24 protein-coding genes are annotated in these 25,866 nt (G+C 31.5%); 10 read left to right on the top strand and 14 right to left on the bottom strand.

Annotation, left to right across the window (positions count from 1 at the left end; translation table 11 throughout):
• The gene (locus tag Q4512_RS13365; protein WP_303425574.1) at positions 1-621 is read right to left on the bottom strand and encodes a thioredoxin family protein; all 621 of its coding nucleotides are present in this window, start codon (positions 619-621) and stop codon (positions 1-3) included.
• 10 nt (positions 622-631) lie between these two features.
• Complete coding sequence (locus tag Q4512_RS13360) at positions 632-1,165, bottom strand: TlpA disulfide reductase family protein (protein ID WP_303425573.1); 534 nt, start codon at positions 1,163-1,165, stop codon at positions 632-634.
• 416 nt (positions 1,166-1,581) lie between these two features.
• Here Q4512_RS13360 and Q4512_RS13355 point away from each other — a divergent pair, with 416 nt between their 5' ends.
• From Q4512_RS13355 to Q4512_RS13315, 9 genes are all read left to right on the top strand, one after another.
• Positions 1,582-2,991: an anthranilate synthase component I family protein gene (locus Q4512_RS13355; protein WP_303425572.1), complete on the top strand. Its 1,410-nt coding sequence runs from the start codon at positions 1,582-1,584 to the stop codon at positions 2,989-2,991.
• Positions 2,988-3,557: an aminodeoxychorismate/anthranilate synthase component II gene (locus Q4512_RS13350; RefSeq protein ID WP_303425570.1), complete on the top strand. Its 570-nt coding sequence runs from the start codon at positions 2,988-2,990 to the stop codon at positions 3,555-3,557. The genes Q4512_RS13355 and Q4512_RS13350 overlap by 4 nt, the downstream gene beginning before the upstream one ends.
• Positions 3,558-3,754: 197 nt before the next feature.
• Positions 3,755-4,747, top strand: a complete 993-nt coding sequence (trpD, locus tag Q4512_RS13345; RefSeq protein ID WP_303425568.1) for an anthranilate phosphoribosyltransferase — start codon at positions 3,755-3,757, stop codon at positions 4,745-4,747.
• Positions 4,748-4,824: 77 nt separating this feature from the next.
• Positions 4,825-5,610, top strand: a complete 786-nt coding sequence (gene trpC / locus Q4512_RS13340; RefSeq protein ID WP_303425567.1) for an indole-3-glycerol phosphate synthase TrpC — start codon at positions 4,825-4,827, stop codon at positions 5,608-5,610.
• A gap of 94 nt (positions 5,611-5,704) precedes the next feature.
• A complete protein-coding gene (locus Q4512_RS13335; RefSeq protein ID WP_303425565.1) occupies positions 5,705-6,340 on the top strand; it encodes a phosphoribosylanthranilate isomerase in 636 nt (211 codons plus the stop codon).
• 19 nt (positions 6,341-6,359) lie between these two features.
• On the top strand, positions 6,360-7,541 hold the full coding sequence (gene trpB / locus Q4512_RS13330) for a tryptophan synthase subunit beta (protein WP_303425564.1): 1,182 nt from the start codon (positions 6,360-6,362) through the stop codon (positions 7,539-7,541).
• A 170-nt stretch (positions 7,542-7,711) separates the two neighbouring features.
• Positions 7,712-8,476 carry a tryptophan synthase subunit alpha gene (gene trpA / locus Q4512_RS13325; RefSeq protein WP_303425562.1) on the top strand — a complete coding sequence of 255 codons (765 nt, stop codon included), beginning with the start codon at positions 7,712-7,714 and terminating at the stop codon, positions 8,474-8,476.
• A 3-nt stretch (positions 8,477-8,479) separates the two neighbouring features.
• The gene (locus Q4512_RS13320) at positions 8,480-8,704 is read left to right on the top strand and encodes a hypothetical protein (RefSeq protein ID WP_303425560.1); all 225 of its coding nucleotides are present in this window, start codon (positions 8,480-8,482) and stop codon (positions 8,702-8,704) included.
• The gene (locus tag Q4512_RS13315) at positions 8,694-9,146 is read left to right on the top strand and encodes a tRNA (cytidine(34)-2'-O)-methyltransferase (protein ID WP_303425559.1); all 453 of its coding nucleotides are present in this window, start codon (positions 8,694-8,696) and stop codon (positions 9,144-9,146) included. The genes Q4512_RS13320 and Q4512_RS13315 overlap by 11 nt, the downstream gene beginning before the upstream one ends.
• Before the next feature lie 99 nt (positions 9,147-9,245).
• Here the strand turns inward: Q4512_RS13315 and argS are convergent, their stop codons facing one another.
• Positions 9,246-11,030 (bottom strand): arginine--tRNA ligase, encoded by a 1,785-nt coding sequence (gene argS / locus Q4512_RS13310; protein WP_303425558.1) that lies wholly within the window; start codon positions 11,028-11,030, stop codon positions 9,246-9,248.
• Between the two features lie 387 nt (positions 11,031-11,417).
• Between argS and Q4512_RS13305 the strand changes: the two genes are divergently transcribed.
• Entirely contained in the window at positions 11,418-13,508 is a 2,091-nt protein-coding gene (locus Q4512_RS13305) for a tetratricopeptide repeat-containing sensor histidine kinase (RefSeq protein WP_303425556.1), read from the top strand.
• On the opposite strand, the gene ctlX is transcribed toward Q4512_RS13305, so the two are convergent.
• The 11 genes from ctlX to rpsK all read right to left on the bottom strand — a co-directional run bounded on the left by ctlX (position 13,505) and on the right by rpsK (position 25,785).
• Positions 13,505-14,440 carry a citrulline utilization hydrolase CtlX gene (gene ctlX, locus Q4512_RS13300; RefSeq protein WP_303425555.1) on the bottom strand — a complete coding sequence of 312 codons (936 nt, stop codon included), beginning with the start codon at positions 14,438-14,440 and terminating at the stop codon, positions 13,505-13,507. The genes Q4512_RS13305 and ctlX overlap by 4 nt on opposite strands.
• 24 nt (positions 14,441-14,464) lie before the next feature.
• On the bottom strand, positions 14,465-15,379 hold the full coding sequence (locus tag Q4512_RS13295) for a dimethylarginine dimethylaminohydrolase family protein (protein WP_303425553.1): 915 nt from the start codon (positions 15,377-15,379) through the stop codon (positions 14,465-14,467).
• A 66-nt stretch (positions 15,380-15,445) separates the two neighbouring features.
• Positions 15,446-16,732, bottom strand: coding sequence for a citrate synthase (locus Q4512_RS13290; protein WP_303425552.1), 1,287 nt, complete (start codon positions 16,730-16,732; stop codon positions 15,446-15,448).
• 173 nt (positions 16,733-16,905) lie between these two features.
• Positions 16,906-19,419 (bottom strand): PQQ-dependent sugar dehydrogenase, encoded by a 2,514-nt coding sequence (locus Q4512_RS13285; protein ID WP_303425550.1) that lies wholly within the window; start codon positions 19,417-19,419, stop codon positions 16,906-16,908.
• 138 nt (positions 19,420-19,557) lie between these two features.
• Positions 19,558-20,850 (bottom strand): phosphopyruvate hydratase, encoded by a 1,293-nt coding sequence (eno, locus tag Q4512_RS13280; RefSeq protein ID WP_303425549.1) that lies wholly within the window; start codon positions 20,848-20,850, stop codon positions 19,558-19,560.
• Positions 20,851-20,992: 142 nt separating this feature from the next.
• On the bottom strand, positions 20,993-22,099 hold the full coding sequence (carA, locus tag Q4512_RS13275; protein ID WP_303425548.1) for a glutamine-hydrolyzing carbamoyl-phosphate synthase small subunit: 1,107 nt from the start codon (positions 22,097-22,099) through the stop codon (positions 20,993-20,995).
• A 102-nt stretch (positions 22,100-22,201) separates the two neighbouring features.
• Positions 22,202-22,909: a hypothetical protein gene (locus Q4512_RS13270; RefSeq protein ID WP_303425547.1), complete on the bottom strand. Its 708-nt coding sequence runs from the start codon at positions 22,907-22,909 to the stop codon at positions 22,202-22,204.
• 98 nt (positions 22,910-23,007) lie between these two features.
• On the bottom strand, positions 23,008-23,478 hold the full coding sequence (rplQ, locus tag Q4512_RS13265) for a 50S ribosomal protein L17 (RefSeq protein WP_303425546.1): 471 nt from the start codon (positions 23,476-23,478) through the stop codon (positions 23,008-23,010).
• A gap of 61 nt (positions 23,479-23,539) precedes the next feature.
• Entirely contained in the window at positions 23,540-24,532 is a 993-nt protein-coding gene (locus tag Q4512_RS13260; protein ID WP_303425544.1) for a DNA-directed RNA polymerase subunit alpha, read from the bottom strand.
• A 94-nt stretch (positions 24,533-24,626) separates the two neighbouring features.
• The gene (rpsD, locus tag Q4512_RS13255; protein WP_303425543.1) at positions 24,627-25,232 is read right to left on the bottom strand and encodes a 30S ribosomal protein S4; all 606 of its coding nucleotides are present in this window, start codon (positions 25,230-25,232) and stop codon (positions 24,627-24,629) included.
• Between the two features lie 169 nt (positions 25,233-25,401).
• Entirely contained in the window at positions 25,402-25,785 is a 384-nt protein-coding gene (gene rpsK / locus Q4512_RS13250; RefSeq protein WP_303425541.1) for a 30S ribosomal protein S11, read from the bottom strand.
• Positions 25,786-25,866 lie beyond the last annotated feature (81 nt).

Genomic DNA, 25,866 nt, shown 5'->3' with positions numbered 1-25,866 from the left:
TTACACTTTAATAGAACATCCTATTGCTCTTGTTTCTTTCTCTTGAATTTCTTTACCAGCTAATAAAGCATCTACTGCATTTTCAACGTACTTTTTAGTTACTGCAGCTTCGTCTTGGTAATTATCGTCTATTGCTCCAATATACTTTACTTGATTTCCTTTTTTGGTTTTCTGTAAAAGATAAACATGTGGCGTTTTTGTTGCTCCATATTCTGGATATATTTTTTGCCCTTCATCCTTTAAATAAGGAAATGTAAATCCTTTTGCTTTTGCTCTAGCTTGCATAGCTTCTAAATTATCTCCTGGCTTCACATCAGTATTATTGGGCATAATTGCTATTACAGGATACCCTTTTCCTGCATATTTTTTATTTAATGCTTCTACGCGATCTTCATATGCAACAGCATAAGGACAAGTATTACAAGTAAAAACAACAATAAAACCTTTTGCTTCTTTAAAATCTGCTAAAGATACCATCTTGCCATCTATGTTTTTTAAAGAAAAATCTGTTGCAATATCTCCAACTTGATATCCAGAATTTACATTTTTTTTGTTTAGAGTAAATGCACTTACAAGCAATACAATTGCTAATGCAGAAACTATTTTAATTGACTTTTTCATAATCGTTTTTTTATTTAATAAATTTATTAACTTCCATTTTCAGTTCTTCGTAACTGAAAGATTTTTCGTAAAATTCACGTTTGTCTTTATTGTAAATAATAGTTGCTGGCAAAGCACCAGACCATGCTTCACTCACTTTTGGAATCCATGTATTAGAATCTGGATCATTTAATGCAACAACTTTAGATTGCAATTGATGCTTTTCTATAAAAGGTATTAGTTTTTTCTCATACTGTTTCGGAAAATCTAAACTAACCAACAGTACCTCTACATTTTTATCCTTATAGGTTTTATTTATTTCTTCAAAATGTGGCAATTCTTTAATGCAAGGTGCACACCAAGTTGCCCAGAAATTAATAACATAAACTTTATCGTCTGTACTATTTAAAAACTTTTCAAATGCATCAAAATTATACACATCCACATTAGGCTTTTCCTTTAAAGCATTTTCATGCACTAGATTGGAAGAAACCTCTTGAACTTTGCTTTCTTGCTTACAACTAACCACCACAAAAAATACAATAAATAAAATTCTTAAATCCATAACTATAAAATTATACATTATATAATAAGTGTAAGACTTGTTTAACAAAACTTTAATTTGATTTTTATACTTCTTTAAAACCATTAAAAATCAAAAAATTTTATTTAACTTAGACATAAACACTAATATTACTAGTTAAGATTCGATTAATAGCTAACAATTTTCTCTTTACAAACTAGTAACAACACAAACTACCATGAAAATGGTAGTTTTTTTTTATAAAAGATTGCCAGTTTATATTTAGATTTATATCTTTGAAATAAATTAAGAACAATTGAACACAATTTTAAATAATACTTGGTGGTGGAATTCTCGAAACGCAACATTCGTGAACTAATCCTATTCCGTATATTTAACTAAAAATATCAAAAAAGGCTTGTCATTCACGACAAGCCTTTTTTTAATTTATAACAGCAATGAAAACATTCAGTCTTTATACACATTATAAAAAAATATTAGCAGATACAATTACTCCTGTTAGCATTTACTTAAAAATAAGAGATAAATATCCTAACAGTATTTTATTAGAGAGTAGTGATTATCATGCCAACGATAATAGTTTCTCTTATATATGTTTCAACCCAATTGCTTCTATTAAAGTAGAAAATAACGAAATAGAACAATATTTCCCAGACGGAAGTTTCAAAAAAAACTACACAAAAAACATTTCTTTAACCGAAGAAATACACAAATTCACACAGCGTTTTAAAGTAAATTCTGAAGAAAATTTCAAATTTATAAACAATGGTATTTTTGGCTATACAGCTTATGATGCTGTAAAGTATTTTGAAGATGTAGAGATTTCAAAAAAAGAAAACTCCATTGAAATTCCAGAGATCTATTATGCCGTTTATCAAAACATAATAGCTATCAATCATCATAAAAACGAAGCTTATATTTTTGCGCACTGTTTTGATAACAATCAAAATAACATAAATGAAATTCTTCAACTTATAAAGGCAAAGAATTTTGCTTCTTATAAGTTTTCAAAAAATGGAGAAATCACATCAAACCTTAGCGACGAAGAATATAAATCGCATGTAGAATTAGCTAAAAAGCATTGTGCAAGAGGAGATGTTTTTCAATTGGTACTATCTAAAAAATTCTCACAAAAATATAAAGGTGATGAATTTAATGTATATCGCGCTTTACGAAACGTTAACCCTTCCCCTTACTTGTTTTATTTTGATTATGGCGACTTTAAAATTTTTGGAAGCTCGCCAGAAGCACAATTAATCGTTTCTAATGGTAAAGCTGAAATACACCCAATTGCTGGAACTTTTAAACGTACTGGAAACGATGAAAAAGATGCAGAACTAGCAAAAAAACTAGCTATAGATGATAAAGAAAACGCAGAACATGTGATGCTAGTCGATTTAGCTAGAAATGATTTAAGTAGAAACGGAAGCCAAGTAAAAGTAGAAACCTACAGAGAAGTACAATTTTTTTCTCACGTTATTCATTTAGTAAGTAAAGTAATTGGTAAAAAACACGACCATGTTTCTACCATGCAAGTGGTTGCAGATACTTTTCCTGCAGGAACATTAAGTGGTGCTCCAAAACACAAAGCCATGCAACTTATTGAAAAATATGAAAAAACTAGTCGAGCTTTCTACGGTGGAGCCATAGGCTTTATGGATTTTGAAGGTAATTTTAACCATGCAATTATGATTCGAACTTTCTTAAGTAAAGACCACGAATTACATTGGCAAGCAGGCGCTGGAATAGTTTCTAAATCCAGTGCAGAAAACGAATTACAAGAAGTATATAATAAACTAGGCGCATTAACTAAAGCTATAGAATTAGCAGAAAGAATTGACAGATGAAAATAAAAGTATTAGTAATAGATAACTACGATAGCTTTACCTACAATTTAGTACACTATTTAGAAGATTTAAATTGTGAAGTAACGGTAAAACGAAACGACAAACTTACGATAGAAGAAGTGGATGCATATAACAAAATTGTACTTTCTCCTGGGCCTGGAATTCCAGAAGAAGCCGGTTTATTAAAAGACATCATTAAAACCTATGCGCCTACAAAAAGCATTCTAGGTGTCTGCTTAGGCCAACAAGCCATTGGTGAGGTCTTTGGAGGTTCTTTAATTAACCTTGATAATGTTTTTCACGGAGTTGCTACGGAAGTAAAAATAACCGTAAATGATGAATCCCTATTTAAAGGATTAGAAAAGGTATTCCACGTTGGCAGATATCATTCTTGGGTTGTAGATACAAATTTACCTGAAACATTAGAAGCTACTTCCTTTGATGAAAACGGACAAATCATGTCGCTTCGTCACAAAATATATGATGTACGTGGTGTGCAATACCATCCAGAATCTGTTTTAACACCAAACGGAAAAAAAATATTAGAGAATTGGGTGAATAATTAGTAAGCGATTTTCGGATGTAGTAAGTAGTACTTACTCCTATGAATTTTGAAATAAAAAATAGTATCGAGAAGAAATCCAAAGTTCTAGATATAAAATTGTAGCAAATTCAATTTCACTCGAACTGACGAAAATAAAGTAACACAAATTCAATTTAAAAGATTTCCGCCTTCGCGGAAATGATAAATAAAAATTTATCAATGAAACAAATACTAAACAGACTAATAAACCATGAAAACATCTCTACAGAAGAGGCGAAACAGGTTTTAGTTAACATCTCTAAAGGCGATTATAACCAAAGTCAAATCGCATCTTTTTTAACCGTTTATATGATGCGAAGCATTACTCTTGAAGAATTAAAAGGTTTTAGAGATGCATTATTAGAGTTATGTATTCCTATAAACTTATCAAACTATAATGCTATCGATTTATGTGGTACTGGTGGAGACGGAAAAAACACTTTCAACATTTCAACCTTAGCATCCTTTGTAACAGCTGGAGCTGGAGTTCACGTTGCGAAACATGGTAATTACGGTGTGTCATCTGCTTCTGGGTCTTCTAATGTAATGGAAGCTATAGGGATAAGATTTTCAAATAAAGAAAACTTCTTAAAACAGTCTATTGAAGAAGCAGGAATTTGTGTTTTACATGCTCCTTTATTTCATCCTGCAATGAAAAACGTTGCTCCAATTCGTAAAGAACTTGGTGTTAAAACCTTCTTTAACATGTTAGGACCAATGGTAAATCCATCGTTTCCTAAAAACCAATTAGTAGGTGTTTTTAATTTAGAATTACAGCGTCTTTATGGCTATTTATACCAAGAAACAGACAAAAACTATAGTATTGTACATGCATTAGATGGTTATGATGAAATTTCTTTAACGGGAAATACTAAAATTATTTCAAATGCTTCAGAAACCATGTTAAGACCAAAAGATTTAAACGTCGAACAAATAAATCAAAGCGATATTTTTGGAGGAAAAACAGTTAAATCTTCCGCTAAAATATTTTTAAATGTTATAAAAGGAAAAGGAACTGAAGCTCAAAACAATGTGGTTTGTGCAAATGCAGGTTTAGCAATTGCTACTGCAAAACAAATAGATCATAAAACAGGATTTGAACAAGCTAAAGAATCGTTATTAAGCGGAAAAGCAAAAAAGAGTTTAGATGCATTAATAGAATTAAGCAAATAACTTTTCACTGCTCGCAGTCTGTGTTCCCTATTCCTACTTATACGGAACACTGAAAAACAAATACTGAATACTAATAAATGGACATATTAACAAAAATAACAAACGACAAACGCATCGAAGTAAACCTTCGAAAGCAACTCGTACCAACCAAACAATTAGAACAATCTATTTTGTTTAAAAGGCAAACCATTTCCTTAGCAAGCAAATTAAAAAATAGTACCACAGGAATCATTGCAGAACACAAACGCCGTTCGCCCTCCAAACAAGTAATAAACCATGATTTAAACGTTTTTGATGTAGCAAAAGGATATGAAAACGCAGGAGTTTGTGGCATGTCTGTTTTAACAGATGGCAAATATTTTGGAGGAAGCTTAGACGATTTACTTACAGCAAGAGCAAGTTGTAATTTACCGTTACTTCGTAAAGAATTTATCATCGATATGTATCAAATTTTAGAAGCCAAAGCTTATGGAGCAGATGTTATTTTATTAATAGCTGCCATTCTTTCAAAAAAAGAAATTAAGCAATTTTCAGAATTTGCAAAAAGCTTATCTTTAGATGTCCTTTTAGAAGTACATAATGTAGAAGAATTACAAAAATCGATCATGCCAAGCTTAGACATGTTAGGTGTAAATAATAGAAATTTAAAAACATTTGAAGTCAACCTTGAAACCAGTAAATTGCTAAGTGAACAAATTCCTAACGACTTTGTAAAAGTATCAGAAAGTGGTATTAGCTCTGTAGATGCTATTAAACAATTACAACCTTATGGCTACAAAGGTTTTTTAATAGGTGAGAACTTTATGAAAACAGAAAACGCAGGTAAAAGTGCTAAGACATTTATAAATAATTTAAACAAATAAGTTTGTCATTCCGTACTTGATGCGGAATCCATTCTATATAAAACTAAGTATGAATAAGATTTCCGTTTTCACGGAAATGAAAATAAGATTTTCAATGAAACTAAAAATATGCGGAATGAAATCCGAAAACAACATTTTAGATGTTGCAGAAATACAACCAGACTATCTTGGTTTTATATTTTATGAAAAATCACCAAGATTCTTAAATACAGAAATCCCAGAAATACCGGAAAGCATTGAAAAAATAGGCGTTTTTGTAAATGCTTCACTTAATTATATTGTAGATAAAATAGAAACTTATAATTTACAAGGCGTGCAATTACACGGAAATGAATCTCCAGAATTTTGCGAACAGTTAAAGGAATATGACGTAATAGTTATCAAAGTCTTTTCTGTAAAAAATCAATTCGATTTTAGTGTCTTAGAAGCCTATGAAGATGTTTGCAAATATTTTCTTTTTGATACTAAAGGAAAAGAACCTGGAGGAAATGGATATCCTTTTAATTGGAATGTATTTAAAAAATACCCTTCCAAAAAACCATATTTTTTAAGCGGAGGAATTGGTCCAGACGAAATAGATGCATTACTACTATTTCTAAAGCGTCCAGAATCTGATTTATGTTGTACACTCGATTTAAATAGCAAATTTGAAAATTCACCGGGAATAAAAGACCTTCGTAAACTAAAAGAATTCAAACACCAATTGGCTATTAACAACTATATCCGTTAGAGATACAATATTTTAAAACATGAATTATAACATCAACGAAAAAGGATACTACGGCGAATTTGGAGGTGCATACATTCCAGAAATGTTGTATCCAAATGTAGAAGAGTTACGTCAAAACTATTTAAAGGTGATGGCAGAACCAGAATTTCAAAAAGAGTTTAATCAACTTTTAAAAGATTATGTTGGTAGACCTTCTCCACTCTATTTTGCCAAACGTCTTTCTAAAAAATACAATACGAAAGTATATTTAAAACGTGAAGATTTAAATCATACAGGAGCGCATAAAATCAACAATACTATTGGTCAGATTTTAATGGCAAAACGCTTAGGAAAACATAGAATTATTGCCGAAACTGGTGCAGGACAACATGGTGTTGCCACAGCAACCGTTTGTGCTTTAATGGGTCTAGAGTGTATTGTTTATATGGGTGAAATCGATATTGCCAGACAAGCACCTAATGTTGCAAGAATGAAAATGTTGGGCGCAACTGTAGTTCCTGCATTATCCGGAAGCCGCACACTTAAAGACGCAACAAACGAAGCGATAAGAGATTGGATTAACAACCCCGTAGACACGCATTATATTATTGGAAGTGTCGTAGGACCACACCCCTATCCAGACATGGTTGCCCGTTTTCAAGCAGTCGTTTCCGAAGAAATACAATGGCAACTACAAGAACACGAAGGTAAAACCAATCCAGATTATGTAGTCGCTTGTGTTGGAGGAGGCAGTAATGCTGCTGGAGCATATTATCATTTTTTAGAAAATACAGATGTAAAACTTATTGCTATTGAAGCTGCTGGTTTAGGAGTAGATTCTGGCGAAAGTGCCGCAACTTCCGTATTAGGAAAAGAAGGTATTATTCATGGTAGTAAAACCTTATTGATGCAAACTAATGACGGACAAATTACAGAGCCTTACTCTATTTCTGCAGGCTTAGATTATCCAGGCGTTGGCCCAATGCATGCCCATTTATACAAAACAGGCCGTGCAGAATTTATTGCCATTACAGATGACCAAGCCATGAACGCAGGATTAGAATTATGTAAGTTAGAAGGGATTATCCCAGCCATTGAGAGTTCACATGCTTTAGCTGTTTTCGAGCAAAAAAAGTTTCAACCAGAAGATGTAGTAGTACTAAGTCTTTCGGGTCGTGGCGATAAAGATTTACAGAATTATATAGACTATTTTAAATTTTAAAATAATAATTATGGCGTTACCACAAGGGTCAGGCTGTCTAGGCTCGCTATCAAAGATGAGCTCAAACAAACCTTTCCATCCTTAACGCAACAACCTCATTTATTATAAAAACCCAAACGAAAAGAACACCAAGTCACCTTGTTTTACAAAATGACAAATAAAAAAATATTATGAATCGCATTCCAACAAAACTTAAAGAAGACAAGAAGTTACTTTCTATATATTTCACAGCTGGTTACCCAAGTCTAGACGACACTACAACCATTATTCAAAATCTAGAAAAAAGTGGTGTAGACATGATAGAAATTGGCTTGCCTTTTAGTGATCCATTAGCAGATGGACCAACCATTCAAGCAAGTTCAACTCAAGCTCTAAAAAACGGAATGACTACCGAAGTGCTTTTCGATCAGTTAAAAGATATTCGTAAAACAGTTTCAATTCCGTTAATAATCATGGGGTATTTTAACCCAATGCTGCAATATGGTGTAGAAGATTTCTGTAAAAAATGCCAAGAGATTGGAATTGACGGATTAATAATTCCGGATTTACCGGTTGATGTATACCACGAACAGTACAAAGCTATTTTTGAAAAATACGGAATAATCAATGTATTTCTAATTACTCCGCAAACTAGTATGGAACGTATTCATTTTATAGATTCTATATCTAATGGTTTTATATATATGGTAAGTAGCGCTAGCGTAACAGGTAGTAGTTCTGGCTTTGGAGAAGAACAAACCAACTACTTTAAACGCATTGCAGATATGCAACTTAACAACCCGCAAGTTATTGGTTTTGGTATTTCAAATAATGAAACATTTATACAAGCAACTGCACATGCAAAAGGAGCAATTATTGGTTCCGCATTTATAAAACATCTAACCAATAAAGGAGTTTCACAAATAGACAGTTTTGTAAAAAATATTCTTAATTAAATCATGAAACTACTAAACGACTGGAAAATAATTATTATGCTATGCCTTACTTTAGGTTTAGCTCCATTTCTTCCAGAGCCGCATTTTTTTGGTAAAATAAAATGGCTATTGGGTGGCGCTAGTAGTATGCAACCAATGGACTGGTTTGATCTTGTTTTACATGGATTTCCTTTTATATTACTTTTACGATTAATTATATTAAAACTAGTTTCAAAAAATGCCACTTAACATTGTACTCATAGAACCCGAAATACCAAATAATACCGGAAATATTGGCCGACTAGCCTTAGCTTCTGGATCTAATTTACATTTAGTAAAACCTTTTGGTTTCGAAATTACAGACACTCGTTTAAAACGTGCAGGATTAGATTATTGGCAACATTTAAATCTTCATTATTACGAGAACATTGACGATTTTCTCTCTAAAAACAAAGATGCCAATATGGTCTTTTTATCTAGTCATGGTACAAAGAAGCATTGGGATATTACCTTTAAAGACAATATGTTTTTGATCTTTGGAAAAGAATCTGCTGGCTTACCAAAAGCACTTACAGAAAAGAATGAAGATAAGCTTTTTAAAATCCCGTTATATAGCGAACATGTTAGAAGCTTAAACTTAGCAAATGCGGTAAGTATTGTTATTTACGAAGGCTTACGCGGTTTGCAGTAATTTGGAATATTAACTTTCTAACAAAAATATTAAAACGCCTTTATCAGCAATAAAACAAAAACTCTAAAAACATTAGGTTCTTGCTTTCTCGCCAATTTATTACATTCTTTCAGGAACCTGAACACCTAATAGTCCAAATGCATTCTTAATCGTATTTGCTACTACGTAAGCTAGTTGTACTCGAAACACTTTTTCATTTTGAGTATTAGCTCCTAGAATAGATACATTTTGGTAAAAAGAGTTAAACTCTTTTACTAAGTCATAAGTGTAATTTGCAATTAAAGCCGGACTATGATTGTCTGCTGCATTTTGTATAACTTCTGGAAACAATTGTAATTGCTTTACTAGCTCTTTTTCTTTATCGTGCAGAGCGACCTCTACTGTACTCGATAAAACAACATCGTCTAAGTTTGCCTTACGCAAAATAGATTGTATTCTAGCGTATGTATATTGAATAAAAGGACCTGTGTTACCTTGAAAATCGATAGAACTTTTTGGATCGAATAAAATTCGTTTTTTAGGATCTACTTTTAAGATATAATATTTTAATGCACCAAGACCGATAGTTTTATAAAGCTCTTGTTTTTCAGCTTCCGAATAGTTTTCCAGTTTTCCTAACTCTTGAGATATTTCTCCTGCAGTAGTGGCCATTTCTACGATTAAATCATCGGCATCCACAACAGTTCCTTCTCTACTTTTCATTTTTCCAGAAGGTAAATCTACCATTCCATAACTTAAATGAAAAAGGTTTTTAGCCCAATCGAACCCAAGTTTTTTCAGAATTAAAAACAACACTTGAAAGTGATAATCTTGCTCGTTACCTACCGTATAAACCATTCCTCCAACATCTGGGTAGTCTTTAACACGTTGTATAGCAGTACCAATATCTTGCGTCATATAAACGGCAGTCCCATCACTACGCAATACAATTTTTTCGTCTAAACCATCGTCTGTTAAGTCACACCAAACAGAACCATCTTCTTTACTAAAGAAAACTCCTGTTTTCAAACCTTCGGCAACAAATTCTTTTCCTAATAAATAGGTTTCACTTTCATAGTAAAGTGTATCAAAATCTACTCCTAAATTTTTATAAGTAATATTAAAACCGTCATAAACCCAAGTATTCATTTTGGTCCAAAGCGCAACCACTTCTTCATCTCCTGCCTCCCATTTTATGAGCATTTCTTGCGCTTCTAATAAAATTGGTGCATTCTTTTTGGCTTCGTCTTCGGTTTGCCCTTTAGCAATTAAGTCTTTAATTTCTTTTTTATATTCTTGATCAAATTTCACATAATAATTACCAACTAACTTATCCCCTTTTAAGCCAGTACTTTCTGGAGTTTCATTATTACCAAAACGTTGCCAAGCCAACATACTTTTACAAATATGAATACCTCTGTCATTAATAATCTGTGTTTTGTACACTTTTTTACCAGCAGCTTTTATTATTTCGGCAACACTATATCCTAATAAGTTATTTCGAACATGACCTAAATGCAACGGTTTATTTGTGTTAGGCGAAGAATATTCTACCATAACAGCTTTTTCATTTACAGAAGGTGCTACAAAACCAAAAGTAGTATTCGTTTTAATGCTATTAAAAAATTCTCTATAATATCCATCTTCAATTTCCACATTTAAAAAGCCTTTAACCACATTAAATGCTTTAACATTTGCAACATTTTCAACCAAATAATTACCTATAGCTTCACCAATCTGCATAGGGTTTCCTTTTATTACGCGTAACATAGGAAAAACTACAACAGTAATATCTCCAGCAAACTCTTTTCTAGTTGCTTGAAATTCTACAGTTTCTAATGCAACTTTATAAATAGAATTAATTGCTTGTTTTATATGATTTGTTAAAGTGTCTTGAAGGCTCATTTTACTTTTCATTTTAAGGATGCAAATATAGTATATTATTGCCGAAAAAATTTGCTTATAAATAGAAACTAAAATACAAATAACTATAAATTTTGGCTTTTTTAAGGAGTGAAAATGGATACCATTTGTCCTTATTATTAGTGTTTTGCCTTTTAAAATATAGCATGCCAAAATAAAAGCTCACTTTATCTAATTTTTATGCATTAAATCGCATTAATTAGTTTATTAAATCTGTTTTATTGAGTTTTGCCTTAATAGAATTAAATCCTATCCCTAAAAAACTGGATAATTCTTTAATAACTTTTAACTAATTATAATTTAACAAAGTGTTTTTGATTCCCTCAAAAAAGACTCTTAGTTGATACCTTACTGTTGTAAATGTATTAAATGAGGAAACTGATTACTCTTATTTTTTGTTTTAGTGTGCTTTTAGGCTTCTCGCAAGACGAGGATCTTGACAATCTCACTATTCAACTAGCTTTTCAGAAACCTGACACTACAAAGGTTAATACCTCTTTACAAATAATTAAGTTATTATACCACACTAAAGATTACAGTAAAGCGCTACAATTTATTAGAGAAAGTGAAAAACTATCTAATGACTTAAATTACAAGGCAGGTATTGCTGAAATCACCTATTACAAAGCTTTAATTTTTGCAAAAAAAGAAGATTATATTAATGCAATTGAAAACTACACAAAGTCAAAAGAACTTTACATTTCTTTAGCTGACACACTAGGTATTGCAAAAATTAATAATAGCATTGGTTTGATTGAGATTGCAAGAGGAAACTATGACAAAGGATTACAGTTTTCGCTTTCTTCTATAGACATCCTTGAAAAACGTGATTTAAAGAATGAACTTTGTGATGCTTACAGAAATTTAGCTACTGCATACTACAAAATGAAGGTTTATGATCAAGCTATAATATTTTATAAAAAAACTCTTGATTTACAAGAAAGCCTTGGTTACCAGGAAGAAATTATAGTTACCAGTAAAAACCTAGGGGATTTATTTTATCACAAGCAAGACTACCAAAAAGCAATTTATCATTATAATAATGTACTTACTAGTATTGACGAAGATGACTCTGAGCTAAGAGGGGATGTGTTAACTAATATAGGACGCTCTTATCTTGCCCTTAACAATCTAGATCAAGCTAAAGAATATGTAACACAAGGACTAAGATTAAACAGAAGAATTAATAATGACAAAGGTGTTTTAATAGGTCTTAATACAGCTGGAGAATTATATTTAAGAGAAAAAAAACCAATAGTTGCAGAGCGCTTGCTTTATGAAGCAACGACAATAGCAAGAAAGTTAAAGGACGACAATGAGCTAATAAAAAACTACGGTTTACGAGCAAAACTAGATTCTGTAGAAAGTAATTTTAAACTAGCTTATATTTGGCAAAAAAGGTACTTCGAGCTTAAAGAAAAAGTTAAAAACCAACAACAACAAGAAGCTTCTCATGCTTCCTTAATAAAAGAACCTATTGTAGTTCCTTTAGAAAAGCAAGATTTAAACATTAATAATAATGTAGTAAATCAAGAATTAATAAGTAAACACGAAGAAGAAAAGAAAGCTAATCAAGAAGAGATAAGTAGATTAAAACTTATTTTTTACTCTTTACTTCTCGCTTTACTCGTGGTGTCTACTTTTTTAATTTTAATCTACTTAAAAAGGAACAACAGTATAAAATATACTAAAGAATTAGAAGACAAAAACAAGCAAATTAATATACAAAACGAAGCCATTTTAAATCAAACTAAAAACCTTGAAGATATTAATACAGTAAAAGACAAACTGTTTTCAATTGTATCTCATGACTTAAAAGACTCCCTTACTTCTATTAAAGGGTTTATAGATTTACTTAAAGATGGATCCCTAAGTAAAGCAGAATTCAACCATTTATTACCAGAATTAAGCGAAAACGCAAATAATGCATCTTTACTTTTATTTAATCTTTTAAATTGGTCGAAATCACAAATGCAGTCCTTAGAATCTAAACCTAGCCTGTTTGATGTACAAGAAGTGTTTTTAGATAAATTAAAACTTATCGAACAAAAAACAGAAAATAAAAACATTAAGATAGAAGATAACTCTTTACGCGATTTTGTTTATGCAGACAAAAGTATGGTAGAAATTATTATTCAAAATCTACTTACTAATGCCGTTAAGTTTTGTAAATCTGGAGATACCATAACGATAAAAAACAACATCAGCAACGGAAACACTTTAATTAGTATAGGAGATACAGGAGTTGGTATTTCTAAAGAAAACCAAGACCAATTATTTAAAAATAATTCTTTTACAACCATTGGTACTAAAAACGAAAAAGGTACGGGATTAGGTTTAACTATTTGTAAAGAACTAGTAGAACTCAATCATGGTAAAATTTGGGTAGAAAGCACCGAAGATATTGGTAGTACTTTTTATGTAGAATTACCAAAAACAAATCCTTCAGGAGGTGTTTAATTTTTAGGCAAAAACACTTCTGCCATCATACAACGTGCACTACCACCACCACAAGATTCAATTGTATCTAAACTACTACTAACAATTTCGCTATGTTTAGTAATCATTTTAATTTGAGCAGGAGTTAAACTATCATGAGCTGCTTGACTCATAACTAAAAAACGCTTATCCTCTTTCCCTCTTACTTGTAGCATATTACCAGCAAAACTACTTACTTGTTCTTCGGTTATACGTATAACTTCTTTACCGCTTTCTTGTAAATGTTTAACTACGTTTTTACGTTCTTTTTTATCGTCTATAGCATCTAAACAAATTACAGCAAAAGTTTCTGCAAGACACATCATTACATTAGTATGGTATATAGCTTCTCGTTTGCCATTTACAGTTTGATTAGCTGTAAATATTATTGGATTATATTCAAAATCTTCACAAAATTCTATAAATAATTCTTCATCTGCACGTGCAGATAATGCACAATAAGCAATACTATTTTTCCGATCTAAAAGAATACTTCCTGTTGCTTCTAAAAAAACGCCTTCTTCCTCTGCGCTTGTATAGTCTACAATATTTTCAATAACAAAGCCTTCTTTTTCTAATGCTAACAAAACATCTTCTCTTCTTTCATTTCTTCTATTTTCTGCAAACATTGGATAAATACCAACGGTTCCGTTTTCATGAAAAGAAATCCAATTATTAGGAAAAATAGAGTCTGGAGTATCAAATTCTTCCGTATCACTTATAACAACAACATGAACCCCTTTATCTCGTAGTTTTTCTACAAAAGTATCAAACTCTTTCTGGGCTTTTACATTTTCTGTTTCTGGCAATATACCATCTGCTTCTTTTTGATAATAATTATTTACTGCAGTTTGCTCATTCCTCCTAAAATTAATAGGACGAATCATTAATATTGTATTTGTGGTTTGTTGCATGTTTTTTTTGGGTCTATAAAGAATTTAGTCTCTAATTAATGGCATGGTACTACAGCGAAGTAATCCTTCTTGTTTGGATATTTCGGCGTAGGGAACTTCTTCAACAGTAAATCCGTTTTCTCGAAGCCAAGTGTTTAAACGTGTGAAGTTTTTTTCTGAAATCACTACATCTTCAGAAATGGAAAACACATTACTATTCATGTTATACATTTCTTCTTTTGTTATTAGGAAACAATTTTCTTTACCGAAGAAATTTAACAACCATTCATATTCTTCTTCTTCAAGAAACCCTTCCTTATGTAGGATTGCTTTATTGGTTCCTAATGGCTGAAAACAGCAATCTAAATGTAAGGCATTATCCCTTGGGTTTGTTTGCGATTTTCTTAAATTAAAAGACTTTACTATTTTATTAGGAAATGTGTTTTCTATGAATGCCACACCTTCTATGTTGGTTCTAGCAACAATATAATCTGCATAATCCGCTTCTCTATAGGTACCAACAAAAATATAATCATTCCAAGGCATTACATCTCCTCCTTCAATATGAACTTCTTCTGGTGGTCGAATTACTTTATCTGGATCAATTTGATCTACCACGTATTTTATAGCGTCTAATTCGTTTTCTCTATCTGGTAAAATATTGGCTTTTACAAAAACATCATCAATTACAAAAGCTATATCTCTTGCGAATATTTGATTACAATCTTTTATTAATTCTGGCCTATATATAGTAACATCATATTTTTTAAAAACGGATGCAACAGCTTCCATTTCTTTTACCATATCTTCTTCTATTGGGTAAGTTCCTTGTTTAATATGATAGGCTGATTTAGGATCGTAAGCTTCTTCCAAACTTGGTGTTGGCCCATTACTTTTTGCAATACCTAAAACAACTGCTCTTAATCTTGATGTTTCGTTTTTTACGTTTAGTTTTAACATGATGTAAATATATAAAAAAGCTCCATAATTTCTTATGAAGCTTTTTTACAGATTAAGTTATTAATCTTATCTGTTTTTAATGTCTTTAAAAGCTCTACTATTTTCTCCAATATATATTTGTCTTGGTCTACCAATTGGTTCTTTACGTAAACGCATTTCACGCCATTGCGCAATCCAACCTGGCAATCTACCTAATGCAAACATTACAGTAAACATATCTGTAGGAATCCCCATAGCTCTATAAATAATACCAGAATAGAAATCTACATTTGGATATAATTTTCTATCCACAAAATATTTATCTTCTAGTGCTTCTTTTTCTAGTCCTTTTGCTATATCTAAAATTGGATCTTCTACACCAAGATCTCCTAGAACCTCGTCTGCAGCTACTTTTATAATTTTTGCTCTTGGGTCGAAATTTTTATATACTCTATGTCCAAAGCCCATTAAACGGAAAGGATCACTCTTGTCCTTAGCTTTAGCCATATATTTTTTTGTATCTCCATCATCCTCTTCAATACCACTTAACATTTCTAAAACTGCTTGATTTGCGCCACCGTGTAATGGTCCCCAAAGTGCAGAAATACCCGAAGAAATAGAAGCAAATAAACCAGTGTGTGCAGAACCTACTATACGCACTGTAGAAGTAGAACAGTTTTGCTCGTGATCTGCATGTAAAATTAATAGCTTATCTAAGGCATTAACTAAAATGGAACTTTGTTTATATTCTTCGTTTGGTTTTTCAAACATCATTTTTAAGATGTTTTCTACATAACCTAACGAGTTGTCTCCATAATTTAATGGCAGGCCTTGTTTTTTACGCATTGTCCATGCTACTAACACAGGAAATTTACCTAGAATTCTAACTACACTTTTGTACATATCCTCTTCTGAATCTACATTTACAGAAGAAGGATTAAATGCTGTTAATGCACTTGTTAAAGAAGATAGTACTCCCATTGGATGTGCAGATTTAGGGAATGCATCTAATATTTTTTTTATGTCATCATCTACAACCGACTGGGCTTTTATGTCTGAATGAAATTTTTCTAATTCTACTTTAGTTGGTAATTCACCAAAAATAAGCAAGAATGCTACTTCAAGGAAATCTGCTTTTTCTGCTAATTCTTCAATAGAATAACCTCTATATCTTAAAATACCTTCTTCTCCATTTAAAAATGTGATAGCACTTTCGCATGCTCCTGTATTTTTATAACCTGGATCTATAGTTGTTATTCCACTTGTTGCTCCTCTTAAGGTTTTAATATCTATAGCAACTTCGTTTTCTGTACCTACAATTAAAGGAAATTCATACTTTTTTCCATCAATCTCTAATGTAGCTGTTTTTGACATATTTATATTTGAGTATTATTTTGTTTTGCGGAATGCTAAATTACGAAAAATCACACGATTATTAAAGCGAAGTGACAAAGGTTTTTTTAATAGGATTATTATTAAAATTTATGGCACAAAAAAAACGCTTATTTTGTCAATAAGCGTTTTTTTTTAAGTCAAATAATATTGGTTTATTCTTTTATAATTTTAAACGTTTTATTTTTTCCATTAACAGATACTTTTAAAAAGTAAATACCACTTTCTAGCTTAGACATATCATATTCTAGATGTGTACCTTCTATGCTATTGGTTTTAAAATTTTCTACAGACTGCCCTAAAAGGGAGTATAAATTTAAGGTGTATTCTTCATTTTCATTTAAACCTTCAATATTGAAATAATTGTTTACAGGATTAGGATATACACGAATACCATTAAAGGCACTAAAGTTGTCTACTCCCAGTGTAAAAGTAATATAAGTATAGTCGGAAACTCCATATTCATTATATGCTTGAACTCTAAAATTATATTGAGTACCTGTAACTAAATTATTAACTAGTTGACTATAATCACTATCTACATTATTAGCAAAAATGGTATAGGTTTCAAGTGAATCCATATTTTCTAAAGTAAACCCTTGATTACAAGCAGTACTCGTTGTGTTCCAATTAAATTCAATTCCATCAATGCTTTCCGTATAGGTTAACGTAGGAATATTATCTGGGTTTGTACAAAGTTCAAAAACTGCTGTTAATGTTGTTTCTTCTTCTGGAATTAAATATAAATCATTAGTAACTGTCTCAGACCAATAGTTTAATCTATATACACCATCGGTACCATTAACTGTTTGTGAAGGAGCTCCTATAGGCAACCTTAAGTGTTCTACAAATGTTTCTGTAAATGGTGTAACTATTCCAGGGCCATCAATACTCACTTCAAGTCCTGCAGGTTGTGTTGCAAAAGTAATATCGGTTTTTAAAGGAAAAACTTCAGCAAATCCTTCAGATTCTTGATCAATATCATCTGTAACTTTAGCTATAATTTTATACCACACATCAGAAGCTATTTCGCCTACATCTGGAATAACAAAAGTTCCGCTATCTACTCCAGTTGCAAATGCTGGCCCATCATGTAAATGATCGTTATGATGAAACTCAACAAACCAAGTATAATTTGATGCAGGTATTACGCCCATTTCTGGATCGGTAGCAGTAGCTGAAAAATTGATAGTTTCTCCTGCTTGGTACATACTTCCATTTACGGGAGAGGTAGCTGTTACAGTAACTGTTGCTGATTCATTAAAGGGAATTACTGTTAATTCAAAAGTTTCACTCCAAACTTCTCCATAAGAATTAAATACTCTAGCCTGATATGTACCTGCACTAGCCATTGTGGTAGTCCATATTCTATAAATAGCAGCGTTTGGTGCATTAGAGATAATAGTTCCATTCTTATACCATTGGTAAGTTAAATCTGGAGCACCAGCAGCAACAACATTAAAAGTAGTTCTCTCTCCGTCCATAGTTACAGTATCTTCTTCTTGTTGAATTATAACAGGTATATCTGTATCTGTATACTCAATCTTATATAAGATATTATCTATTCTACTAAAAAAGTATAAATAACCATCTGGACTTGTTGTAAGGTAAATTCCACCTCTAGGAATCCCTGTAGCAAAAGTTTCTCTTGTACTTGTTAAATCGTGAATATGAGTATGACCATCTGTAAGATCATCATAAGGGTCTACTATATTAATCCATTGATTAGAAAATTCTAAAAAGAAATATTTATTTACATATTCGTTAGGATATTTTGGCACTAATGGATCATAGAAAGCTCCTCCTGTAATAGCATAACCTGTTATATCATTTACAACACCTGGATGCGCATAAGCATAAGAAGGTTCATCGTAAATAGAAGTTGCAGTACTATTTGGTCCTTCTTCATTTGGCCATCCAAAATTTCTATTTGCTACAGTAGCGTTATTAATTTCTTCCCAAGCTACTTGCCCTACATCATTTATATAAATTGTATTAGTTGCTTTATGAATAGCCATTGTATATGGGTTTCTCAATCCAATTCCCCAAAACAAATCACTAACTCCTCCACTACCATAATATGGGTTGTCTGTTGGAATAGTACCATCTTTATTAATACGTAATACTTTTCCATGGGTAGTATTGATGTCTTGTGCATTATTTGGGATACTATTATCACCAGTTGTAGTAAATAAATGACCAGCATCATCAAAAACGATAGCCCCCCCAACATGCCATCTATATAAAATGGGACTTAATTCTAAAAGCACTAGCTCTGAAGATAAATCGAAAACACCATTAGAATAGTTAAATCTAGAAACTACATTATTTGTTGATTCTTCTACTGTATATGTAATATAGACGTATGGAGAACTTGGATAATCTGGATCTACAGCAATAGAAGCTAACCCTCTATCTCCACTTATTGTGGAATTTATTGTTGGTATATAAACTATTGGTTCTGCAGAAGTAACTCCATTTTCATGCAAGTATATTTCTCCATTTTGCTTTGCTATTAGGATATTGTTTTCATCTATAAAAGCAAAACAACTTGCATTTTCAACTTTGTCGGTAACTTCAACCAAGGCAAAACCTTCAGGTAATACTTGAGAAAAAGTTAGACTAAATAGTAACGAAAATAGTAATGTAAAAAGGTAATTTTTTTTCATAATCATTTAATAATAAAACAAATAAATGCAAAATGCATTTATTTGTTTTTTTTTGCAAAGTTAGCAAATTTATTTCTTGTAGAGATTAATCGAACTTTAAAAGTTGAAGAATAGAACTCTTCTTTTAAACTAAAAAATCTACTTTATTTTAAAAGCTTTCTCTTGCGGGTAGTAAGCTACTTGTCCTAATTCTTCTTCTATACGAAGTAATTGGTTGTATTTTGCCATTCTATCACTACGAGATGCAGAACCTGTTTTTATTTGCCCACAATTTAAAGCAACTGCTAAATCGGCAATAGTATTATCTTCTGTTTCACCAGATCTATGAGACATTACAGAAGTGTAACCAGCGTTGTGAGCCATATTTACAGCTGCAATAGTTTCTGTTAATGTACCAATTTGATTAACTTTTATTAAAATAGAATTTGCGGTATTACTTTCTATACCTCTTAATAAACGTTCTACGTTAGTTACAAATAAATCATCTCCAACTAATTGCACTTTATCGCCAATTTTCTCTGTTAAATATTTCCAACCGTCCCAATCGTTTTCATCCATTCCATCTTCAATAGATATTATTGGGTATTTAGCTGCTAATTCGGCTAAGTAATCTGCTTGTTCTTTACTTGTTCTTACTTTTCCTTTGTCTCCTTCAAATTTAGTGTAATCGTATTTTCCGTCTACATAAAATTCTGCAGAAGCACAATCTAAAGCAATCATAACATCGTCTCCTAATTTGTATCCTGCATTATCTACTGCTTTTGCAATAGTTTCTAAAGCATCTTCTGTTCCTCCTTCTAGGTTTGGTGCAAAACCACCTTCATCTCCAACAGCTGTGCTTAATCCTCTATCGTGCAATACTTTTTTTAAGTTATGGAAAATTTCCGTTCCCATTTGCATTGCATGTGTAAAGTTTTTAGCTTTTACAGGCATTACCATAAATTCTTGAAAAGCTATTGGTGCATCACTATGTGAGCCTCCATTAATGATATTCATCATTGGAACTGGTAATGTGTTAGCTGAAACACCTCCTACATAACGATATAATGGTAAAGCTAATTCATTTGCTGCTGCTTTTGCAACGGCTAAGGAAACTCCTAAAATTGCATTTGCTCCTAATTTAGATTTGTTTGGGGTACCATCTAAATCTATCATGATTTGATCAATATCATTTTGATCAAAAACAGAAACACCTAATAATTCCTCTGCAATAATTGTATTCACATTAGTTACAGCTTTGGTTACACCTTTTCCCATGAATGCTTTTCCACCATCACGTAACTCTACAGCTTCGTGTTCTCCTGTTGAAGCACCTGATGGTACAGCTGCTCTTCCTAAAAATCCATTTTCTGTAATAACATCTACTTCTACTGTTGGATTTCCTCTTGAATCTAAAATTTGTCTTGCGTGAATATTAATTATAATGCTCATAAAATATGTTTTTGTTGTTCAAATTTACTTTTAATTATCTTTTATTTAGTAAGTTAATTAAAGAATTATTTATAATTGTTTCGATAACGTTTTAGTAAAACAGAAAAGACAACAAAGTTCTATTTTTGTTGTCTTTTTTGTATTAATTAGCTCTAATGTTTTTAATAAACTCATCAAATAAATAAGATGAATCATGTGGTCCAGGACTAGCTTCTGGATGATATTGTACCGAAAAACAGTTTTTGCTTTTCATTTTAATTCCTGCAACGGTATCATCATTAAGGTGTAGGTGTGTTATTTCTAGGTCTGGATGTGCTTCTGTTTCTTCTCTATTAATTGCAAACCCATGATTTTGCGAAGTAATTTCTCCTTTACCTGTTATTAAATTCTTTACTGGATGGTTAATACCTCTATGTCCATTATGCATTTTATAAGTAGAGATTCCGTTGGCTAAAGCAATAACTTGATGCCCTAAACAGATACCAAACAATGGTAAGTCTTTTTTAATAATCTCTTTTGCTACTTGTTGAGCTTCTATTAAAGGTTCAGGATCTCCTGGTCCATTAGACAAGAAATATCCATCTGGATTCCATGCTTCTAATTCTTCAAATTTAGCGTTGTATGGAAACACTTTAATGTACGCGTCTCTTTTTGCTAAGTTTCGAAGTATGTTCTTTTTAATTCCTATATCTAGAGCTGCAATTTTTAAAGAAGCATTTTCATTTCCAAAATAATAGGCTTCTTTAGTTGAAACTTTTGAAGCTAGTTCTAAACCTTGCATTTTTGGTATTTGAGCAAGTTCTTTTTTTAGTCCATCAATATTTTCAACATCTGTAGAAATTACTGCATTCATAGCCCCATTATCTCTAATATAACTTACAAGAGCTCTTGTATCTATATCTGAAATAGCTAAAAGGTTGTTTTTGTCTAAAAATTCTTCTAATGAAGCATCTGCTGCATCTCGAGAATACTCGTAACTAAAATTCTTACAGATTAATCCTGCAATTTTTATAGCATCCGATTCTATTTCTTCGGTATTTGTACCATAATTACCAATATGTGCATTGGTTGTTACCATTAGTTGGCCAAAGTAAGAAGGGTCTGTGAAAATTTCTTGATAACCTGTCATTCCAGTATTAAAACAAACTTCTCCAAAAGAAGTTCCTTCTTTATTAGCGACTGCTTTACCATGAAAAATGGTTCCATCTGCTAATAGAATGATTGCTTTTCTAAGAGATTGGTATTTCATTGTGTGTGTTTTGTAGTGTTGTTTGGTTTACAAAATTGCATAAAAAAAAGGATAAACTAAAATAGTTTATCCTTTATATTTTTATATCCTTATTAACAATTACTATAATGTATCATAATATTGAAATATTTTAAAAAGATCAGCATCTTCTGAGACAGAAAGTTTATTTTCTTTAATAAAGCTTTTAACCGCTTCTTTTTTATTAGCCATTAACTTTAAAACGCTTGACTTTTTAATTTTAATAGCTTCAATTTCACCATTTTTCTCTACATAATAACTAGAAGTAATATCTATTTTATCTTTACCCATTTTTTGTTGAGTCATAGGGTTAATTCTAGTAGTTGTTATTGTTGGGCTATATGCTTTAAATAATGCTATTTCTTTACCTTCATGTACTACTTCTAATAAATAACTTTGTCCTTTATCGATACTTTTTTTAACAAAAGATTTTCTACCAATCTTTACTTTGGTTAAATCTCTATTATTAAAAGCAAAAACCTTACCGGTTTTATCATTATCTAAAAGAGCTTCAATACGGTTAAATTTCACATTAAAGTTACAATTTGGTATATTATATCCTTTACCACTTACATCATGAACTTCTGCTCTATTTATCCAATTGTTATATAAATAAAAAGTACCTTCTAAATCACTTGATATTGTAGAATTTATCCAAAATCCGCTTCTTCCATTAATATTCTGTATATCACTACCATTATTTCCTCCTCCATCGGGTAAAATTGTAGTACTACTTTGTGCAAAAGAAATTGTGACACTCATAAAGAGTGCAATAAAAATTAGTTTTTTCATAATAAGATTTTAGTGTTTATTCTAGATGTAAATATAAAAAAAAAGACAAACTTAATTAAGTTTGTCTTTTGATTAAAAGTTAAAAAAATGTTATTTTTTTATTCTTCTTCGTTAGTAGCTTTAGTCTCTGCAACTGGTGCAACTTCTTTATTTCCACCTCTTCTACTTCTACGAGTAGTTTTCTTAGCTTTTTTGTCTGCATTGTAGATTTCATTATAATCTACAAGTTCGATCATTGCCATATCTGCATTATCCCCTAAACGATTTCCTAGCTTAATTATACGAGTATAACCACCTGGACGATCACCAACTTTAGTAGCAACTTCTCTAAATAATTCTGTTACTGCATCTTTCTGTCTTAATCTAGACATAACAATACGTCTGTTATGTGTAGTATCTTCTTTAGACTTTGTGATCATTGGTTCAACAAAACCTTTTAACGCTTTAGCTTTAGCTACAGTTGTATTAATACGTTTGTGTTCTATTAAAGAACAAGCCATATTTGCTAACATTGCTTTTCTGTGCGCTGTTTGTCTACCTAAGTGATTTACTTTTTTTCCGTGTCTCATGACATTTTTGTTTTAGCTTCATCTAGCTCTACTCTCTTTAGAGGAGCAAACTATGAAGTAATTAATCTTTATCTAATTTATATTTTGAAAGGTCCATACCAAAGTTCAAACCTTTAACATTTACAAGCTCTTCAAGCTCTGTTAATGACTTTTTACCGAAGTTACGGAATTTCATTAAGTCATTTTTATTGAAAGATACTAAGTCACCTAAAGTATCTACTTCTGCAGCTTTTAAACAATTAAGTGCACGTACAGATAAATCCATATCTACTAATTTTGTTTTAAGCAATTGTCTCATGTGAAGAGATTCTTCATCATAAGTTTCAGTTTGTGCAATTTCATCCGCTTCTAATGTGATACGCTCATCTGAGAATAACATAAAGTGGTGAATAAGCGTTTTTGCTCCTTCTGTTAAAGCATCTTGAGGTGTGATAGAACCATCTGTTACAATTTCGAAAACTAATTTTTCGTAATCTGTTTTTTGTTCTACACGAAAATTCTCAATACTATATTTAACATTTTTTATAGGTGTATAAATAGAATCTGTAAAGATTGTGCCAATTGGTGCAGAGGATTTTTTGTTTTCTTCTGCAGGTACATAACCTCTTCCTTTTTCAATTGTAATTTCCATGTTAATGTTTACTTTAGGATCTAAATTACAGATTACTAATTCTGAATTTAATACTTGAAATCCTGAAATAAACTTTTGAAAATCTCCAGCTGTAATTTGTTCTTGGCCAGAAATAGAGATAGAAACAGATTCGTTATCTACATCTTCTATTTGACGCTTAAAACGCATTTGTTTTAAGTTTAATATCATTTCTGTAACATCTTCAACAACACCTGCGATAGTAGAAAATTCGTGATCTACTCCTTCCATTCTTACTGATGTAATTGCAAATCCTTCTAAAGAAGAAAGTAAAACTCTTCTTAAAGCGTTTCCAACTGTTAATCCATAACCAGGTTCTAATGGTCTGAATTCGAATTTACCTTCGAAGTCAGTAGAATCGATCATGATTACTTTATCTGGTTTTTGAAAATTAAATACTGCCATATTTTCTTCGTTTTAATTGTTATTTAGTTGCGCGATTTATAAGTATGAAGAAGACTAATAAATCCTTTGGCTAAATACCAATGTGGGTTATTTATTATTTAGAATATAATTCTACGATGAATTGCTCATTAATGTTTTCTGGAATTTGAATTCTAGCAGGAACAGAAACATAAGTTCCTTGCTTTGTATCATTATTCCAAGTAATCCACTCGTATACGTTACTTGAGTTTGATAAAGATCTATCAATAGTTTCAAGTGATTTTGATTTTTCTCTTACAGCTACAACATCTCCTGCTTTTAAAGAATAAGAAGGAATATTTACTAACTCACCATTTACGGTTATGTGTCTGTGAGATACTAATTGTCTAGCGCCACTTCTAGAAGGAGATATTCCCATTCTAAATACTACATTGTCTAATCTAGATTCGCAAAGTTGTAATAAAACTTCACCTGTAATACCTTGTGCAGCAGTTGCTTTTTTGAATAAACCTCTAAATTGACGCTCTAAAATACCATAAGTATATTTAGCTTTTTGTTTTTCCATTAACTGGATTGCGTATTCAGATTTTTTTCCACGACGTCTAGCGTTTCCGTGTTGTCCTGGAGGGTAATTTCTTTTTTCAAAAGATTTATCTTCTCCAAATATAGCTTCACCAAATTTACGAGCTATTTTAGTTTTAGGACCAGTATATCTTGCCATTTTAAATTGTTTTTAAGAGTGTTTGTGAATTAAGGTCTTAATCTTATCCTTCGACAAACGTCGATCTCTTGTTGATACTTGTTTATATTTTTCAGTTTGCAAATTTACATATAAAAAATTTAATAGCAACTATAAAAACAGTTGCTATTAAATTAATTAAATATATAAATTATACTCTTCTTCTTTTAGGAGGACGACATCCATTATGTGGTAATGGAGTAACATCAATAATTTCTGTTACTTCAATTCCTGCATTATGAATAGAACGAATAGCAGATTCTCTACCATTTCCAGGTCCTTTAACGTAAGCTTTCACTTTCTTTAACCCAGCTTCTTGTGCTACAGCAGCAGCATCTTCTGCAGCTAATTGTGCAGCATAAGGAGTGTTCTTTTTAGAACCTCTGAATCCCATTTTACCAGCAGAAGACCATGAAATAACGTCTCCTTTTTTGTTAGTAAGTGAAATAATGATGTTGTTAAAAGAAGCTGTAATGTGTACTTCTCCAACTGCATCAACTATAACTTTACGTTTTTTAGTACTTGACTTTGCCATATTATATTTAGCTTTTAGTAATAGTTAATAGTCGCTAGAATCCTAAACCGTTAAATTTCAAACAGATTCTTTCCAACGTCT

The sequence above is a fragment of the Oceanihabitans sp. 2_MG-2023 genome, assembly GCF_030547245.1.
GTDB lineage: Bacteria > Bacteroidota > Bacteroidia > Flavobacteriales > Flavobacteriaceae > Oceanihabitans.
The sequence above is the reverse complement of the archived record's forward strand: the minus strand, read 5'-3'. Positions and strand labels throughout refer to the sequence as shown.

Excerpts from the sequence above, each read along its gene's own strand:
- rplQ (WP_303425546.1), bottom strand. The coding sequence starts at position 23,478 with ATGAGACACGGAAAAAAAGTAAATCACTTAGGTAGACAAACAGCGCAC.
- Q4512_RS13365 (WP_303425574.1), bottom strand. The coding sequence starts at position 621 with ATGAAAAAGTCAATTAAAATAGTTTCTGCATTAGCAATTGTATTGCTT.
- eno (WP_303425549.1), bottom strand. The coding sequence starts at position 20,850 with ATGAGCATTATAATTAATATTCACGCAAGACAAATTTTAGATTCAAGA.
- Q4512_RS13360 (WP_303425573.1), bottom strand. The coding sequence starts at position 1,165 with ATGGATTTAAGAATTTTATTTATTGTATTTTTTGTGGTGGTTAGTTGT.
- Q4512_RS13285 (WP_303425550.1), bottom strand. The coding sequence starts at position 19,419 with ATGAAAAAAAATTACCTTTTTACATTACTATTTTCGTTACTATTTAGT.
- carA (WP_303425548.1), bottom strand. The coding sequence starts at position 22,099 with ATGAAATACCAATCTCTTAGAAAAGCAATCATTCTATTAGCAGATGGA.
- Q4512_RS13260 (WP_303425544.1), bottom strand. The coding sequence starts at position 24,532 with ATGGCAGTATTTAATTTTCAAAAACCAGATAAAGTAATCATGATCGAT.
- Q4512_RS13295 (WP_303425553.1), bottom strand. The coding sequence starts at position 15,379 with ATGTTAAAACTAAACGTAAAAAACGAAACATCAAGATTAAGAGCAGTT.
- Q4512_RS13335 (WP_303425565.1), top strand. The coding sequence starts at position 5,705 with ATGAAACTAAAAATATGCGGAATGAAATCCGAAAACAACATTTTAGAT.
- Q4512_RS13350 (WP_303425570.1), top strand. The coding sequence starts at position 2,988 with ATGAAAATAAAAGTATTAGTAATAGATAACTACGATAGCTTTACCTAC.
- Q4512_RS13320 (WP_303425560.1), top strand. The coding sequence starts at position 8,480 with ATGAAACTACTAAACGACTGGAAAATAATTATTATGCTATGCCTTACT.
- rpsK (WP_303425541.1), bottom strand. The coding sequence starts at position 25,785 with ATGGCAAAGTCAAGTACTAAAAAACGTAAAGTTATAGTTGATGCAGTT.
- trpB (WP_303425564.1), top strand. The coding sequence starts at position 6,360 with ATGAATTATAACATCAACGAAAAAGGATACTACGGCGAATTTGGAGGT.
- trpC (WP_303425567.1), top strand. The coding sequence starts at position 4,825 with ATGGACATATTAACAAAAATAACAAACGACAAACGCATCGAAGTAAAC.
- rpsD (WP_303425543.1), bottom strand. The coding sequence starts at position 25,232 with ATGGCAAGATATACTGGTCCTAAAACTAAAATAGCTCGTAAATTTGGT.
- Q4512_RS13315 (WP_303425559.1), top strand. The coding sequence starts at position 8,694 with ATGCCACTTAACATTGTACTCATAGAACCCGAAATACCAAATAATACC.
- Q4512_RS13270 (WP_303425547.1), bottom strand. The coding sequence starts at position 22,909 with ATGAAAAAACTAATTTTTATTGCACTCTTTATGAGTGTCACAATTTCT.
- Q4512_RS13290 (WP_303425552.1), bottom strand. The coding sequence starts at position 16,732 with ATGTCAAAAACAGCTACATTAGAGATTGATGGAAAAAAGTATGAATTT.
- Q4512_RS13305 (WP_303425556.1), top strand. The coding sequence starts at position 11,418 with ATGAGGAAACTGATTACTCTTATTTTTTGTTTTAGTGTGCTTTTAGGC.
- Q4512_RS13355 (WP_303425572.1), top strand. The coding sequence starts at position 1,582 with ATGAAAACATTCAGTCTTTATACACATTATAAAAAAATATTAGCAGAT.
- ctlX (WP_303425555.1), bottom strand. The coding sequence starts at position 14,440 with ATGCAACAAACCACAAATACAATATTAATGATTCGTCCTATTAATTTT.
- trpA (WP_303425562.1), top strand. The coding sequence starts at position 7,712 with ATGAATCGCATTCCAACAAAACTTAAAGAAGACAAGAAGTTACTTTCT.
- argS (WP_303425558.1), bottom strand. The coding sequence starts at position 11,030 with ATGAGCCTTCAAGACACTTTAACAAATCATATAAAACAAGCAATTAAT.
- trpD (WP_303425568.1), top strand. The coding sequence starts at position 3,755 with ATGAAACAAATACTAAACAGACTAATAAACCATGAAAACATCTCTACA.